Source organism: Streptomyces sp. NPDC052114 (assembly GCF_040680155.1).
In the GTDB taxonomy this organism is placed as follows: Bacteria; Actinomycetota; Actinomycetes; order Streptomycetales; family Streptomycetaceae; genus Streptomyces.
This window is the reverse complement of sequence record NZ_JBFAWC010000001.1, coordinates 271,389-287,473: the sequence shown is the minus strand read 5'-3', so window position 1 is coordinate 287,473 and position 16,085 is coordinate 271,389. Positions and strand designations below refer to the sequence as shown.

At 71.1% G+C, this 16,085-nt stretch carries 12 protein-coding genes; 7 read left to right on the top strand and 5 right to left on the bottom strand.

Annotated features, from left to right (window positions below; translation table 11 throughout):
- Positions 1–41: 41 nt before the first annotated feature.
- Positions 42–1,217, bottom strand: coding sequence for a PP2C family protein-serine/threonine phosphatase (locus tag AB0L89_RS01145; protein WP_365132295.1), 1,176 nt, complete (start codon positions 1,215–1,217; stop codon positions 42–44).
- Positions 1,218–1,401: 184 nt separating this feature from the next.
- On the opposite strand from AB0L89_RS01145, the gene AB0L89_RS01140 reads away from it, so the two are divergent.
- Complete coding sequence (locus AB0L89_RS01140; protein ID WP_365132292.1) at positions 1,402–2,631, top strand: GNAT family N-acetyltransferase; 1,230 nt, start codon at positions 1,402–1,404, stop codon at positions 2,629–2,631.
- A gap of 36 nt (positions 2,632–2,667) precedes the next feature.
- Here AB0L89_RS01140 and AB0L89_RS01135 read toward each other — a convergent pair whose 3' ends face one another.
- Both AB0L89_RS01135 and AB0L89_RS01130 read right to left on the bottom strand, forming a co-directional pair.
- On the bottom strand, positions 2,668–3,483 hold the full coding sequence (locus AB0L89_RS01135; protein WP_365132289.1) for a DNA-formamidopyrimidine glycosylase family protein: 816 nt from the start codon (positions 3,481–3,483) through the stop codon (positions 2,668–2,670).
- 123 nt (positions 3,484–3,606) lie between these two features.
- The gene (locus AB0L89_RS01130) at positions 3,607–4,092 is read right to left on the bottom strand and encodes a ribose-5-phosphate isomerase (RefSeq protein WP_365132286.1); all 486 of its coding nucleotides are present in this window, start codon (positions 4,090–4,092) and stop codon (positions 3,607–3,609) included.
- 184 nt (positions 4,093–4,276) lie between these two features.
- Here AB0L89_RS01130 and AB0L89_RS01125 point away from each other — a divergent pair, with 184 nt between their 5' ends.
- Positions 4,277–5,758: an amino acid permease gene (locus AB0L89_RS01125; protein ID WP_365132283.1), complete on the top strand. Its 1,482-nt coding sequence runs from the start codon at positions 4,277–4,279 to the stop codon at positions 5,756–5,758.
- A gap of 168 nt (positions 5,759–5,926) precedes the next feature.
- Complete coding sequence (locus tag AB0L89_RS01120; RefSeq protein WP_365132280.1) at positions 5,927–7,255, top strand: FAD-binding oxidoreductase; 1,329 nt, start codon at positions 5,927–5,929, stop codon at positions 7,253–7,255.
- A gap of 22 nt (positions 7,256–7,277) precedes the next feature.
- Here AB0L89_RS01120 and AB0L89_RS01115 read toward each other — a convergent pair whose 3' ends face one another.
- A complete protein-coding gene (locus AB0L89_RS01115; RefSeq protein ID WP_069886577.1) occupies positions 7,278–7,853 on the bottom strand; it encodes a biotin transporter BioY in 576 nt (191 codons plus the stop codon).
- Positions 7,854–8,115: 262 nt separating this feature from the next.
- Here AB0L89_RS01115 and AB0L89_RS01110 point away from each other — a divergent pair, with 262 nt between their 5' ends.
- From AB0L89_RS01110 to AB0L89_RS01100, 3 genes are all read left to right on the top strand, one after another.
- A complete protein-coding gene (locus tag AB0L89_RS01110; protein ID WP_365133908.1) occupies positions 8,116–9,516 on the top strand; it encodes an amino acid permease in 1,401 nt (466 codons plus the stop codon).
- Positions 9,517–9,662: 146 nt separating this feature from the next.
- Positions 9,663–11,123 carry an amino acid permease gene (locus AB0L89_RS01105; RefSeq protein WP_365132276.1) on the top strand — a complete coding sequence of 487 codons (1,461 nt, stop codon included), beginning with the start codon at positions 9,663–9,665 and terminating at the stop codon, positions 11,121–11,123.
- A gap of 207 nt (positions 11,124–11,330) precedes the next feature.
- Positions 11,331–11,981, top strand: coding sequence for a superoxide dismutase (locus tag AB0L89_RS01100; protein ID WP_365132273.1), 651 nt, complete (start codon positions 11,331–11,333; stop codon positions 11,979–11,981).
- Positions 11,982–12,176: 195 nt separating this feature from the next.
- On the opposite strand, the gene AB0L89_RS01095 is transcribed toward AB0L89_RS01100, so the two are convergent.
- Positions 12,177–12,818 carry a DsbA family protein gene (locus tag AB0L89_RS01095; protein WP_365132270.1) on the bottom strand — a complete coding sequence of 214 codons (642 nt, stop codon included), beginning with the start codon at positions 12,816–12,818 and terminating at the stop codon, positions 12,177–12,179.
- 145 nt (positions 12,819–12,963) lie between these two features.
- On the opposite strand from AB0L89_RS01095, the gene pepN reads away from it, so the two are divergent.
- Positions 12,964–15,540, top strand: a complete 2,577-nt coding sequence (gene pepN, locus AB0L89_RS01090) for an aminopeptidase N (protein WP_365132267.1) — start codon at positions 12,964–12,966, stop codon at positions 15,538–15,540.
- The last annotated feature ends 545 nt before the right edge of the window (positions 15,541–16,085 follow it).

Below are 16,085 nucleotides of genomic sequence, written 5' to 3'. Positions count from 1 at the left end.
TGATAGCCCCCGCCGATTGCCCCCTGAGCCTCCCGTGCTCCCTAGGCGTCCCGGCAGATCAGCAGGAGGGCCCGGTCGTCGTTCACGTCCTTCGCCACCGCCTCGATCAGGTGCCAGGCCGCGCCGTGGAAGCCGCCGGCCACGTAGCGGTCGGCCTCGCCCGTCAGGCGGTCCATTCCTTCGGCGATCTCGCGGTCGGAGGTCTCCACGAGGCCGTCCGTGAACAGCATCAGGACGTCGCCGGGGCGCAGCGCGCCCTTGACCGGGTCGAACTGCGCGCCGTCGTAGACGCCGAGGAGCGGGCCCTGGCCCGTCTTCTCCTCCCAGCGACCGCTGCCCGCACTCAGCTGGAGGCCCGGCGGGTGGCCCGCCGAGAAGAGTTCGTAGTCGCCGGTCTCCAGGTCGAGGACCAGGTGGATGGAAGTCGCGAAGCCCTCGTCCCAGTCCTGGCGGAGCAGATAGCCGTTGGCGGCCGGCAGGAAGGCGTGCGGGGGCAGGGAGCCGAGCAGGCCGCCGAAGGCGCCGGACAGGAGCAGGGCGCGCGATCCGGCGTCCATGCCCTTGCCGGAGACGTCGGTGAGGACGGCCTCCAGGGTGCGGCCGCCGTTCGTGCGGGCCGCCACGACGAAGTCGCCGGAGAAGGACTGGCCGCCGGCCGGGCGCAGCGCCATCTCGCGGTGCCAGCCGCGCGGCAGCTTCGGCAGCTTGCTCTGGACGCGGATGCGCTCGCGCAGGTCGAAGAGCATCGTCCCGCCGCCGCGCCAGGGCACCCCGACCCGGCTGCGGAACTGCGCGATGAGCAGCCCGAAGAAACCGCAGGCGGCGACCACGAGGACGACGCCCGGGGTGACCCTGGAGGGGCCCTCGGCGTACGGGCCGAGCTGGACCGACTCGACGATCAGGGCGACCGCCGACGCCGCGTACAGGCCGAGCAGGCTGGCGGGGCGCAGCAGCAGGCCGCCCGCGACGATGGGCAGCACGAGCGCGGCCGGGGAGCACCAGACGTTGTTGACGACCGTGCAGACCGTGATCACGGGGATGGTCAGCAGCAGTCCTGCCAGCGCGACCCAGTCCGAGCCGTCGCCGCGGAAGTAGTCGACCCCGGATTTGCGCAGCACGATGCGGGCCCGGTGCACCCTCTTCTTCATCCGGGCCGTGAACGTATCGGCTTCCGCGCGCCGCTCGCGTCGCACGCGCCGTACTCCTCGTACTGCCATTGCTCGTGGACCTTATCCAGCGGGCCGGGCACTTCGCACGGGAGGTCCCGGTTGTCCCCCGTCAGGGGCATGCCGAAGGACGGGTGGCGACGGGTGGCGGGCGGTGCCGGACAAGGGCCGGACGGCCTGCGGGTACCGGGAAATCCGGTCGCACCGGTCCGCGGCGCGCTGGTAGGCATGGCATATGACGAAAGACGTGCGGGTGCTCGCCGAGGCCGACTGGAACACGTGGTACGACGCGCTGGATCTCGCCTTCGGCGGTGTCCCCGAGTCCGACGACGAGCGGGAGCTGTGGCGCGCGCTCACCGAGGTGGACCGGTCGATCGGCGTGTGGGACGGGGACGCGTGCGTGGGGACGGCGGGGGCCTTCTCCTTCCGTCTCTCGGTGCCGGGCGGCGCCCTGGTGGACGCGGCGGGCGTCACGATGGTGAGCGTGGCGGCCACGCACCGGCGGCGCGGGATCCTGACGTCGATGATGCGGCGGCAGCTGGACGACGTCCGCGCGGGGGGCGAGCCGCTGGCCGTGCTCACCGCGTCCGAGCCGGTCATCTACGGCCGGTTCGGGTACGGCGCGGCGACCCAGCAGATGAAGGCCGACATCGACACGACCCGGGTGGGTCTGTCCATGCCGGCCGGTGCGGACGACGTACGCCTGCGGAACGTGAAGGCCGCCGACGTCCACGCCGCGTGCGAGGCGCTCTACGCACGCCGGGTCACGGAGCGGCCGGGTCTGCTGGCCCGGCAGCCGGGCTGGGAGCGGCTGGGGCTGCTCGACCCGCAGAGCGAGCGCAACGGCTCGTCGCCGTTGCAGTGCGTGGTGGCCGAGCGCGCGGGCGAACTCGTCGGGTACGTGCGGTTCGCCGTGAAGCCCGAGTGGGACTGGAAGGGCCCGAAGGGTGCGGTCCTCGTCCGCGACATCGAGGCCCTGGACCCGGCGGCGTACGCGGCGCTGTGGCGGTTCCTGTTCGGCATCGACCTGACGTCGACGGTCGTCGCCCGCAGTCGTCCGGTGGACGACCCGCTGCTTCAGCTGGTCTCGGACGTCCGGCGCTGCGACCTCTCGGTGCGCGACTCGCTGCACGTGCGGCTCGTCGAGGTGGGCGCGGCGCTCGCGGCCCGTACGTACCAGGCGCCCGTGGACGTGGTGTTCGAGGTCGAGGACGCCTTCTGCCCCTGGAACGAGGGGCGTTGGCGGCTCACCGGCGACGCCAAGGGCGCCTCGTGCGAGCGCACGGACGACGCGGCCGATCTGGCCCTGTCCGTCAGGGAGTTGGGCTCGGCCTACCTCGGCGGTGTGTCCCTGTCGTCGCTGGCGGGGGCGGGCCGGGTGCGGGAGCTTCGGCAGGGCGCGCTGGCCGAGGCGTCGGTGGCGTTCGCCTCGGACGCGGCGCCGTGGCTGCCGCACGGCTTCTAGCCGGGACCCTGGGCGGGCCGTCGGTCGCGGGGGCGTTCAGGCCCGGCCGCGCTGGCAGGTCGGGCACCAGAAGAGGTTGCGGGCGGCGAGGTCGGCGGTGCGGATCTCGCCGCCACAGATGTGACAGGGCTGGTTCGCCCTGCGGTACACGTACACCTCGCCGCCGTGGTCGTCGACGCGCGGCGGGCGGCCCATGGCCTCGGGGGTGTGCTCGGGCCTGACGGTGTCGATGCGGTTGAGGCGGACGCCCTCGCGCATCAGCTCCACGAGGTCGGCCCAGATCGCGGTCCAGCGCTCCTCGGTGAGGTCCTTGCCCGGGGTGTACGGGTCGATGCCGTGCCGGAAGAGGACCTCGGCGCGGTAGACGTTGCCGACGCCCGCGATGACCTTCTGGTCCATGAGCAGGGCGGCGACGGTGGTGCGGCTGCGGGAGACGCGGCGCCAGGCCTTCTCCGGGCCGTCCGCCGCGCGCAGCGGGTCCGGGCCGAGCCGGTCGTGTATCGCCCGCTTCTCCTCGTCCGTGACGAGGGCGCAGGTGGTGGGGCCGCGCAGGTCGGCGTAGTGCGTGTCGTTCGCCAGGCGCAGGCGGACGGTGTCCGTGGGCGGCGGGGCGGGCGCCTCGCCGAGGGCGTACTTGCCGAAGAGGCCGAGGTGGACGTGGATCCAGCCGGTGTCCTCGAAGCCGAGGAAGAGGTGCTTGCCGTGGGCCTCGGCGGCGTCCATCACCTGGCCGGTGACCAGGGCCGCGCTGTCGCTGAACTTGCCCTGCGGGCTGGTCGCCGCGACCTGACGGCCCTGGAACCGGGTCCGGTGGTCGGCGGCGAGCCGGTGAATGGTGTGCCCCTCCGGCAACGGATCCTCCTCGGAGTGGTGATGGGTGGGCGGAGGGGCGGGATCTCTTCCCCGGTCCCGCCCCTGCCCGAAACCGGGGCTCCGCCCCGGCCCCCGCTCCTCAGACGCCGGAGGGGCCGGGATTCACTGCTGGGGGTGGCCTTCGGGGATGGCGGGCAGCTCGCCCGTCTCCTCGTAGCGGGACAGCATCTCGATGCGGCGCGTGTGACGCTCCTCACCCGAGTACGGCGTCCCCAGGAAGATCTCGACGAACTTCGTCGCCTCGTCCTGCGTGTGCATGCGGCCGCCGATGGAGATCACGTTGGCGTTGTTGTGCTCACGGCCGAGCGCGGCGGTCTGCTCGCTCCAGGCCAGGGCCGCCCGCACGCCCTTCACCTTGTTCGCGGCGATCTGCTCGCCGTTGCCGGAGCCGCCGATGACGATGCCGAGGGCCTCCGGGTCCGCGGCGGTCCGCTCCGCGGCGCGCAGGCAGAACGGCGGGTAGTCGTCCTGGGCGTCATAGATGTGGGGCCCGCAGTCGACGGGCTCGTGGCCGTGGCTCTTGAGCCATTCGACCAGGTGGTTCTTGAGTTCGTAGCCGGCATGATCCGAGCCGAGGTACACGCGCATGGGTCCGAGTGTGGCACGTCCCGGGGCGGGTAGCCGCGACCGGGGCGGGGACTTGATCTCCCTGTTCAGGACCTTGGTCCAGGCCTTTGGCCGGAATACAACGATCCGGATTCAGGACTTCCGTCCCGTTCACCCCTGAGTTTGAATGCGGGGGCTCGTGACCCGAGAACTTAAGGATTCGTCCATGACCTCGCAACCCTCCCTTGCGAAGGCAGACAGCGCCCCCGCATCGCCTGGGGATCCGCAGTCTGGAGACAGTGGTGGCGCCGGCGACGGCCTGAAAGCGGGTCTCAAGAACCGCCACCTCTCGATGATCGCCATCGGCGGTGTGATCGGCGCCGGTCTCTTCGTCGGCTCCAGCTCCGGCATCGCCGCGGCCGGACCCGCCATCCTCATCTCGTACGCCCTCGTCGGCACGATGGTCGTCCTCGTGATGCGGATGCTGGGCGAGATGGCCGCCGCACGGCCGACCTCCGGCTCCTTCTCCACCTACGCCGACCAGGCGCTCGGCCGCTGGGCCGGTTTCTCCATCGGCTGGCTGTACTGGTTCTTCTGGGTCGTCGTCCTCGCGGTGGAGGCCACCGCGGGCGCGGTGATCCTCAACGGCTGGATACCGGCGGTCCCGCAGTGGGGCTGGGCGCTCATCGTGATGGTGGTGCTCACCGCGACGAACCTCGTCTCGGTCGGCTCCTACGGCGAGTTCGAGTTCTGGTTCGCCGGCATCAAGGTCGTCGCGATCGGCGCGTTCGTCGCGATCGGCCTGCTCGCCGTCTTCGGCGTGCTGCCCGGCTCCGACAACCCCGGCGCGGGCTTCGCGCACCTCACCGACGCGGGCGGCTTCTTCCCCAAGGGCGCGGGCGCCATCCTCACCGGTGTGCTGATGGTCGTCTTCTCCTTCATGGGCAGCGAGATCGTCACGCTGGCCGCCGGTGAGTCCGAGGACCCGCAGCGCGCGGTCACCAAGGCGACGAACAGCGTCATCTGGCGCATCGGCGTCTTCTACCTGGGCTCGATCTTCGTCGTCATCACGCTGCTTCCGTGGAACGACAAGTCGATCGTCGAGGACGGCAGTTACGTCGCCGCGCTGAACTCGATCGGCATCCCGCACGCCGGCCAGGTCATGAACGTCATCGTGCTGACCGCCGTGCTCTCCTGCCTCAACTCCGGGCTCTACACCGCCTCCCGCATGGCCTTCTCGCTCGGCCAGCGCGGCGACGCGCCCAAGGCCTTCGCCCGCACCAACGCGCGCGGTGTGCCGCAGGCCGCGATCCTCGGCTCCGTCGTCTTCGGCTTCCTCGCCGTCTGGTTCAACTACCAGTGGCAGGACACCGTCTTCGACTTCCTGCTCAACTCCTCGGGCGCGGTCGCCCTCTTCGTGTGGCTGATCATCTGCTTCACGCAGCTGCGGATGCGCGGGATCATCCTGCGCGAGGAGCCGGAGAAGCTCGTCGTGAAGATGTGGCTGTTCCCGTATCTGACCTGGGTCACGATCGCGATGATCTCGTTCGTGCTGGTCTACATGCTCGTCGACGAGTCCGGCCGCAAGCAGATCCTGCTCTCGCTGCTCGCCGCGGCGTTCGTGGTCGCGTTCTCGCTGGTGCGGGAGCGGATCCGCGCGCGCGACGCGGCCGGGACCGACGAGGCCAAGGACCAGGTCGAGGCCTGATCCCCGGCCCACACGGCCCTTTCGTACGAAGCCCCCGCGGTCCTCGGCCACGGGGGCTTCGTCGTGCCCGTGAGGCGCCACAAATGTTGACGGCGGATGTCAGGTTAATGCGGGACGCTCTCCCCGTCAGAGGGAAACACGCAGCTCAAGGTCTCGACGGAGGCTCCCGTGGACTTCACCGCACAGCGACTCGCGTTCCGGCCCGGCGACGCGGGGTACGACGAGGAAATCGCCGGGTTCCAGACCGGTTTCACGACACGGCCCGCCGTCGTGTTCGGCGCGGTGACCACCGGCGACGTCGTCGCCGCCGTGTCATACGCCGCCGGGCGCGGCCTGCCCGTCGGCGTCCAGGCCACCGGGCACGGCCTGCCCGGGGCGTCCGAGGGCGGCGTCCTCATCAGCACCCGCCGGATGGACTCCGTGCGGATCGACCCCGCGGCGCGCACCGCCACCGTCGGCGCGGGCGTCCGCTGGAGCCGCGTCGTCGAGGCCGCGGCGCCGCACGGCCTCGCCCCGCTGAACGGCTCCGCGCCGAGCGTCGGCGCCGTCTCGTACACCCTCGGCGGCGGACTCGGCCTCCTCGCCCGGGAGTTCGGCTACGCGGCCGACCACGTCCGCTCGCTCGACGTCGTCACGGCGGACGGCACCGCGCGCCACGTCACCGCGGACGGCGACCCCGAGCTGTTCTGGGGGCTGCTCGGCGGCGGCGCCAACCTCGGCGTGGTCACGGAGCTGGAGATCGGCCTGGTGCCGGTGACCCGGGTGTACGGCGGGGCGCTCGCGTTCGACGGCCGCGAGGTCGACCCGGCCGCCGTGCTGCGCGGCTACGAGGAGTGGACGCGGACCGTGCCCGACAAGGTGACCTCGTCGCTGTCGGCGCTGGCCTACCCGGACATCCCCCAGCTCCCGCCGCACCTGCGGGGCCGCTACCTCGTCTCGGTCCACGTCGCGTTCACCGGTACGCCGGCCCAGGGCGAGCGCCTGGTGGCGCCGCTGCGGGCGCTCGGGCCCGCCGTGTCGGACACGCTGCGGGAGATGCCGTACACCGAGAGCCGCACCATCCACAGCGACCCGGACTTCCCGCACGCCTACTACGGCGACAGCGCGGTCCTCGACGGCCTCGACGTGCGCGGAGCCGGTGAACTCCTCGCGCTGACCGGGCCCGACGCGGCCTCGATGCACGTGGTGAAGATCCACCACCTGGGCGGGGCGCTCGCGCGGCCCGCGCGCAACGCGGTGCCCCACCGCCGGGCGGGCTGGGTGGCCATGATCCTGTCGCCGCTGGAGGGGACGGACGTCGCGACGGTGCGGGACCTGCACGCCCGGGCGTTCGGGCGGGTGGCGCCGCAGCGGGTGGGGCGCTTCCTCAACTTCGCGTTCGGCGGCGGCGACCGCCCGGAGGGGATCTACGACACGGATACGCGAAAGAGGCTCGCCGAGTTGAAGGCCACGTACGACCCGGCGAACCTCTTCAGGCGGAACTACGACGTCAGTTGAGCACTGACCGGCTTCGGACCGCTCAGCGGTCGAGCAGCTTCCAGGCCGTGGGCAGCGCGCCCATCGCGAGCGCGGCCTTGAGGGCGTCGCCGATCAGGAACGGCGTGAGCCCGGCCGCGACGGCCTGGGTCAGCGACATGCCGGTGGCGGCGGCCAGGTAGGGGACGCCGACCGCGTAGATGATCGCGGAGCCGAGGACCATCGTGCCCGCGGTGCGCAGCACGGAGCGGTCGCCGCCGCGGCGGGCGAGGGCGCCCACGACGGTGGCGGCGAGCAGCATGCCGAGGACGTAGCCCAGCGACGGGGCCGCGACGCCGGAGCCCGCCTGCGCGAACCACGGCATGCCGGCCATGCCCACGAGGGCGTACAGCGCGAGCGAGAGGAAGCCGCGGCGGGCGCCCAGCGCCGTGCCGACGAGCAGCGCGGCGAAGGTCTGGCCGGTCACCGGCACCGGGGAGCCCGGCACGGGCACCGCGATCTGGGCGGCGATCCCGGTGAGCGCGGCGCCGCCGAGCACGAGGGCCGCGTCCTTCACGCGGGACGCGGGCAGCAGGTCGGCGAGGACCTGACCGGGGCGGGTGGTGGCGGCGATGCTCATCGGGACTCCGCGGGGACGTGGGCAGGTTGGGACGCGTCGACGCTATCCCAGGCGGAGGCGCGGCAACACGGTCTCCGGCCGACAACCCGGGGGCGGGGCCTTGGTTGGCTCCGTACAAAGGGGAGCGCGTACACCTCGGGGGGCGTGATGCTCGTCACTGAGGTGGGCGGGCGGGTGGCTCGTTTTGCGCGGGGGGCCGCCGCCCGGAGAGACTGTGGAGTCCCACCAAAGTCTTGTGAGCCCCCGAGAGCAGCTGACCACCATGCACGACCCCCAGGCCACGGCCGCGCCCCTCGGGGACGAGAAGGAACCGCTCGGCGGCGGGCTCAAGCAGCGGCACCTGACCATGCTCGGGCTCGGCGGGGTCATCGGGGCCGGGCTCTTCGTGGGCTCGGGGGCGGGGATCTCCGTCGCGGGCCCCGGCATCGTCGTCTCGTACCTGATCGCGGGCGCGCTCGCGATGTGCGTGATGCGGATGCTCGGCGAGATGTCCGCCGCGATGCCCGCGTCCGGCTCCTTCTCCGTGCACGCGGAGCGCGCGCTGGGCCGCTGGGCCGGTTTCAGCGTCGGCTGGCTCTACTGGTTCCTGCTGGTGGTCGTGCTCGCCGTGGAGGCGACCGGCGCCGCGCAGATCGCGAACGGCTGGGCGCCCGCCGTGCCGCAGTGGGCCTGGGTGCTGGTCTTCATGCTGGTCTTCACCGGCGCCAACCTCGCCGCGGTGAAGAACTTCGGCGAGTTCGAGTTCTGGTTCGCCACCCTGAAGGTCTTCGCGATCGTCGCCTTCCTGGTCCTCGGCCTGCTCGCGATCTTCGGCGTGCTGCCCGACACGGACCCCGTGGGCCTCACCAACCTCACCGGCCACGGCGGCTTCCTGCCCAACGGCTGGGAGGGCGTCGTCTCCGGCGTCCTGGCCGTCGTGTTCGCCTTCGGCGGCCTGGAGGTCGTCACGATCGCGGCCGCCGAGTCCGAGGACCCGGTGCGCTCGGTCGCCCGCGCGGTGCGCAGCGCCGTCTACCGCATCCTCTTCTTCTACGTCGGGTCGATGCTGGTCATCGTGACGGTGCTGCCCTGGACGGCGCAGCACGCCGGGGTCAGCCCGTATGTGAGGGTCCTCGACTCGATCGGGGTGCCGTCCGCCGGGACGATCATGAACATCGTGGTGTTCGTGGCGCTGCTCTCGGCGCTCAACGCCAACCTCTACGGCTCGTCCCGCATGATCTTCTCGCTGGCCGAGCGCGGCGAGGCACCCAAGGCCCTGCTGAAGGTGTCGGGCGGCGGGGTGCCGCGCCGCGCGGTCCTCGCGTCGGTGGCCTTCGGCTTCGTCTCGGTCGTCCTCAATCTGAAGTGGCCGGACTCCGTCTTCCTCTACATGCTCAACTCCGTCGGCGCGGTGCTGCTCTTCGTCTGGGCGCTGATCGCGCTCTCGCAGCTGCGGCTGCGCCGGCGCATCGAGCGGGAGGCCCCGGAGCGGCTCGTGCTGCGGATGTGGGCCTTCCCGTATCTCACCTGGGCGGCGCTGGCCGCGATGGTGGCCGTGCTGGGCCTGATGCTGACGGACGACGCGGCGCGCCCGCAGCTGCTGTGGTCGGCGGGGGCGACGGGGCTCGTCCTGGCGGTCGCGGGGCTGCGGGAGTGGCGCGAAGCACGCGCGCGACGCGTGTGAACCAGCGGTGAACTTGATGTGTCCATTTCTTCACAACGTGTGAGCGTCGTGTCCGTATAGCGGTCAGCTGTTCCCTGTCAGCGGTACCGGACCTCAGACTGTGGGCCGCTCGCTCCCCCGTCTCAGCTACTGAACAGGGCACGCCCATGTCTCGGACGTCCACCCCCCAGGACACAGCACCCGAAGCACCCAAGGCCGACTCCCCGCTGGTCCACGGCCTCAAGCAGCGACACCTCTCCATGATCGCCCTCGGCGGCGTGATCGGAGCGGGCCTCTTCGTGGGGTCCGGAGCGGGCATCGCCGCGGCCGGCCCCTCGATCGTCCTCGCCTACGCGATATCCGGCGCGCTCGTCATGCTCGTGATGCGCATGCTGGGCGAGATGTCGGCCGCGAACCCGGCCTCGGGCTCCTTCTCCGTCCACGCCGAGCGGGCCATCGGCCCCTGGGCGGGCTTCACCGCGGGCTGGGGCTTCTGGTTCCTGCTCTGCGTCGCCGTCGGCCTGGAGGGCATCGGCGCCGCGAAGATCATGGTGGGCTGGTTCCCCGACAGCCCGGAGTGGGCCTGGGTCGCCCTCTTCATGCTGGTGTTCTGCGGCGCCAACCTGACGGCCGTGAAGAACTTCGGCGAGTTCGAGTTCTGGTTCGCCGCCCTCAAGGTCGGCGCGATCACGCTCTTCCTCGGCATCGGCGTCCTCGCCGTCCTCGGCCTGCTGCCCGGCTCGGACACCTCCGCCCCCGGCCTGGACAACCTCACCGGCGAGGGCGGCTTCATGCCGAACGGCACGGACGGCCTGATCATCGGCCTCCTCGCCTCCGTCTTCGCGTACGGCGGTCTGGAGACCGTCACGATCGCCGCCGCCGAGTCCGAGAACCCGGTCAAGAGCGTCGCCAAGGCCGTGCGCACGGCGATGTGGCGCATCGCCGTCTTCTACGTCGGCTCGATGCTCGTCGTCGTCACGCTGCTGCCGTGGGACGACAAGGAGGTCGTCGCCAAGGGCCCGTACGTCGCCACGCTGGACCACCTCGGCATCCCCGGCGCCGGCGAGATCATGAACGTCATCGTCCTGATCGCCCTGCTCTCCGCGATGAACGCCAACATCTACGGCGCCTCGCGCATGTCGTACTCCCTCATCGAGCGCGGCCAGGGACCCCGGGCGCTCGGCAGGATCTACGGCGGCGTCCCGCGCCTCGCGGTCCTCGCCTCCTCGGTCTTCGGCTTCGTCTGCGTCCTGCTCAGCTACTGGCGCCCCGACGACGTCTTCCCCTGGCTGCTCAACATGATCGGCGCGATGATCCTGGTCGTCTGGATCTTCATCGCCGCCTCGCAGCTGATCCTGCGCCGCCGCACGGAGCGCGAGGCCCCGGAGAAGCTCGTCGTGAAGATGTGGGCCTTCCCCTTCCTGACCTGGGTGGCGCTGGCCGCCATGGCGTACGTCTTCTACCTGATGACCGACCAGCCGGACACGCGCAAGCAGCTGCTCGCCACGGGTGCGCTGACGCTGGCGCTCGCCGCGATCGGGTTCGCGCGGCAGAAGATGGCGGAGAAGAGGGGCGGCACCGCGGGTGGCACCGGCTCCGCCGACACCTCCGGCACCATCGACGCCTAGGCGTCACGCTCCTCCGCACTCCCGAAGAGCCCCGGACCAACTGGTCCGGGGCTTTTCCGTGCCCGGATATTCCCGCGCGGACCTAGGACAAAGGGCTGATCAACTGCGCGGGGCTCCTGCTGCTAGCCTGCACTTGCGACGGACTTGCAATAACTTGTGAACCACAACAGCGCACTACAGCAGAGCAGCAGTCGGAGGGCTCGGACCATGGCCATTTACACGCTTCCTGAACTTCCGTACGACTACGCGGCGCTCGAACCTGTCATCAACCCGCAGATCATCGAGCTGCACCACGACAAGCACCACGCGGCGTACGTGAAGGGCGCGAACGACACCCTCGAGCAGCTGGAGGAGGCGCGCGACAAGGAGACGTGGGGCGCCATCAACGGCCTGGAGAAGAACCTGGCCTTCCACCTCTCCGGTCACATCCTGCACAGCATCTACTGGCACAACATGAACAGCCCGAAGGACGGTGGCGGCGGCGAGCCGCTGGCCGCGGACGGTGTGGGCGACCTCGCCGACGCGATCACCGAGTCCTTCGGCTCCTTCGCCAAGTTCAAGGCCCAGCTGACCAAGGCCTCGGCCACGACGCAGGGTTCGGGCTGGGGCGTGCTCGCCTACGAGCCGCTCAGCAACCGCCTCATCGTCGAGCAGGTCTACGACCACCAGGGCAACATCGGCCAGGGCTCGACGCCGATCCTGGTCTTCGACGCCTGGGAGCACGCCTTCTACCTGCAGTACAAGAACCAGAAGGTCGACTTCATCGAGGCCATGTGGCAGGTCGTCAACTGGCAGGACGTGGCCAAGCGCTACGCCGCCGCGAAGGAGCGGGTCAACAGCCTCCTGCTGGCCCCGTGAAGCCCCGGCTGTCGTCCGCTCCCCCGGTGACAGCCGCAGCACGTCTCGCCTCGTGATCGTCTTCTCAACCTTCACCGAGGCGGGCGGATGAAGGAAAGGCCCCCGTGAGGACGTGACTCACGGGGGCCTTTCGGTATGCGCGGTTCCGGGGGACGGTGGGGCCATGGGCCCTCGGGGCGGTCCGCGGTCGAGCGCTCAGTCGAAGACGGGGCCCTGCGTGCGCGTCCGCTTGATCTCGTAGAAGCCCGGGATCGACGCCACCAGGAGCGTGCCGTCCCACAGCTTCGCCGCGTCCTCGCCCTTGGGGGCCGGGGTGACGACCGGGCCGAAGAAGGCGATCTGCTCGCCGTCGGCGCCGGGGACGGCGATGACGGGCGTGCCGACTTCCTGGCCGACCTTGTCGATGCCCTCCTTGTGGGAGGCGCGCAGCTCGGCGTCGTACGCGTCCGAGTCCATGTGGTCCGCCAGGTCCGTCGGCAGGCCCACGTCCTCCAGGGCGCCGACGACGGCCTCACGGGTGGGGCCCTCGCCGCGGTTGTGGAAGCGGGTGCCGAGCGCGGTGTAGAGCTTGCCGACGACCTCGTCGCCGTGCTTCTGCTGCGCGGCGATCGCGACGCGGACCGGGCCCCAGGCCTTGGTCTCCAGCATCTCGCGGTACTCCGCGGGGACCTGGTCGAGCTTGTCCTCGTTCAGGACCGCGAGACTCATCACGTGCCAGCGGACCTCGATGTCACGCAGCTTCTCGACCTCGAGGACCCAGCGGGAGGTCATCCAGGCCCAGGGGCACAGCGGGTCGAACCAGAAATCGACGGGGGTCTTGCTGCCGTTCTCGGACATGTCTCTCCCTAGGGAATCCGTTCGCATCTGGTCCGGGAAAACGTCCGTGGCGCACCGGGGCATTCCCGGATGTCGGCCGCAGACGGCACATGCGAGGATCGTAGACATTCGTACGAGTCTTGCGAGTCACAAGGGAGTGCCGCCCGTGCCCGGTGAGAATCTGTCCCGCGACGAGGCCCACGAGAGGGCCGCGCTGCTGTCCGTCGACGGTTACGAGGTCTTCCTCGACCTGCGTTCGGCGGTGGGCGAGAGCGGTCAGGAGCCGCGCACGTTCCGCTCGGTGACCACGATCCGGTTCCGCAGCGCCGAGCCGGGCGCCGCGAGCTTCGTGGACCTGGTCGCGCCGAGCGTCACGGCCCTCTCGCTGAACGGCAAGGACCTGGACCCCTCCGAGGTCTTCGACGGCACCAGGATCGCCCTGGAGGACCTCGCCGAGGAGAACGAGCTGGTGGTGGACGCCCAGTGCGCCTACAGCCGCACCGGTGAGGGCATGCACCGCTTCGTCGACCCGGAGGACGGCGAGGTCTATCTCTACACGCAGTACGAGCCCGCGGACTCCCGCCGCGTCTTCGCCAACTTCGAGCAGCCCGACCTGAAGGCGCCCTACCGCTTCGAGGTGCGGGCGCCCGAGGGCTGGACGGTGTGGTCGAACGGCGTCGGCGAACTGACCGACGGTGTCTGGAAGTTCGCCGAGACCAAGCCGATCTCGACGTACATCACGGCGGTCGTCGCCGGCCCCTACCACTATGTGACGGACTCCTACGAGCGCGTCCTGGAGGACGGCACGCGCCTGGAGATCCCGCTCGGCGCGATGTGCCGCAAGGGCCTCGCCCCGCACTTCGACGCGGACGACGTCTTCCTGGTCACCAAGCAGGGCCTGGACTTCTTCCACGACAACTTCGACTACCCCTACCCCTTCGGGAAGTACGACCAGGCGTTCGTGCCGGAGTACAACCTCGGGGCGATGGAGAACCCGGGCCTGGTGACCTTCCGCGAGGAGTACATCTTCCGCGGCAAGGTGACCACCGCGTCGTACGAGCGCCGGGCCAACGTGATCCTGCACGAGATGGCCCACATGTGGTTCGGCGACCTCGTCACCATGCGCTGGTGGGACGACCTGTGGCTCAAGGAGTCCTTCGCCGACTTCATGGGCACCTTCTCGATGGTCGAGGCGACCCGCTTCACCAACGGCTGGATCACCTTCGCCAACAACCGCAAGGCGTGGGCCTACCGCGCCGACCAGCTGCCCTCCACGCACCCGGTCACGGCCGACATCCGCGACCTGGAGGACGCCAAGCTCAACTTCGACGGGATCACGTACGCGAAGGGCGCCTCGGTCCTCAAGCAGCTCGTCGCGTACGTGGGACGGGACGCGTTCCTGGAGGGCGCCCGGCGCTACTTCAAGCGGCACGCGTACGGCAACACCGTCCTCGGCGACCTGCTCTCCGTCCTGGAGGAGACCTCCGGGCGCGACATGACCTCGTGGTCGCGGTCCTGGCTGCAGACGGCGGGCGTCAACTCCCTGACCCCGCAGGTGATCCTGAACGCGGAGGGCCGGATCACCGAGCTCTCCGTGGTGCAGGAGGCACCCGAGTCGCACCCCGAACTGCGGCCGCACCGGGTGGCCGTGGGCCTGTACCGCCGGGCCGCCGGCGGCGCCCTGGAGCGGTACGCCCGCGCGGAGGCCGACGTCGAGGGGCCGCGCACGGTGGTGACCGGGCTGGCCGGCGAGGAGGCGCCCGAGCTCGTCCTGGTCAACGACGACGACCTGACCTACTGCAAGATCCGCTTCGACGAGAACTCGCTGGCGACCCTGCGGGACCACCTCGGCGACATCACCGACCCGCTGGCCCGCGCGCTGTGCTGGTCCGCGCTGTGGAACCTCACGCGGGACGGGCTCATGCCGACGCGTGACTTCATCGACCTCGTGCTGCGCTTCGCCGGGCGCGAGAGCGACATCGGCGTGCTGCAGATGCTGCACACCTGGGCGGGCTCCGCCCTCACGCACTACGCCGCGCCCCAGTGGCGCGAGGAGGGCGGCCGGGCGCTGGCCGAGGGTGCGCTGCGGGAGCTGCGGATCGCGGAGCCGGGCAGCCAGCACCAGCTGACGTGGGCGCGGTTCTTCGCGACCGTGGCGTCGTCGGCGGCCGACCTCCAGCTGCTGCAGGGCCTACTGGACGGCACGGCCAAGATCGACGGCCTGGAGGTCGACCAGGAGCTGCGCTGGGCCTTCCTGAGCCCGCTGGCCGCGCGCGGCGCCGCCGACGAGGAGGTCATCGGCGCGGAGCTGGCACGGGACGACACGGCGTCCGGCAAGCGGCACCAGGTGCGGTGCCTGGCCGCGCGGCCCTCGGCGGCGGTCAAGGCGCAGGCGTGGGTCTCCGTGGTGGAGTCCGACGCGCTGTCCAACGCGCTGGTGGAGGCGACGATCGCGGGCTTCACGCAGCCGTCGCAGCGGGAGCTGGTGGCGCCGTACGCCGCCAAGTACTTCGACGCGATCGAGCGGGTCTGGGCGGACCGGTCGATCCAGATCGGCATGGACGTGGTGAAGGGCCTCTTCCCCCACCTCCAGGGTGACGAGGCGACGCTGGCGTCGGCGGACGCGTGGCTCTCCGCCCACGCGGACGCCGCGCCCGCGCTGCGCCGCCTGGTCCTGGAGGCCCGGGACGACCTCGCGCGTTCGTTGCGGGCGCAGTCGTGCGACGCGGAGGCAGCGGCCTGACCGTCTCCCCCGCGTGACGCCCCCGTGCCGGGACCCGGCACGGGGGCGTCCCCTGTTCGAGGAGGGACCCGGCGCCTTCCGGGGGCTCCCCGGCACCGGAGTTGCCGGTTCTTCGGCTCTCCGCCGCCACCGAACAACACCGCCGCTCCGCGGCGGCCCTTCCCCACCCACCGGAAAACGGCGGGCCACCCCGCCCCTACGCCCACCTTCCGGCGCGGGGCAAACGGGTGGGTGGGTGGGGACCATCCGCCGCGAAGCGGCGGAACAAACCCACCACGACCGAAAGCCGAAGAACCGCCCCTACCTCCACCTCTCGGCGCGGGGCAAACGGGTGGGTGGGTGGGGACCATCCGCCGCGAAGCGGCGGGACGAACCCACCACGGCCGGAAGCCGAGGAAACAGGGCCCGCCCCCGCACGGGCCCCCGGCGCCGGGGACGGGGCGGATGTTCGAGGCCGAGCGGCCAGGAAACATCGGCAGTCGAACTCCTGTACTTTAGGGCAGCCTTGTCCGGGTTTGTCGACGGCCCTGTAACAGCGGTTAGCG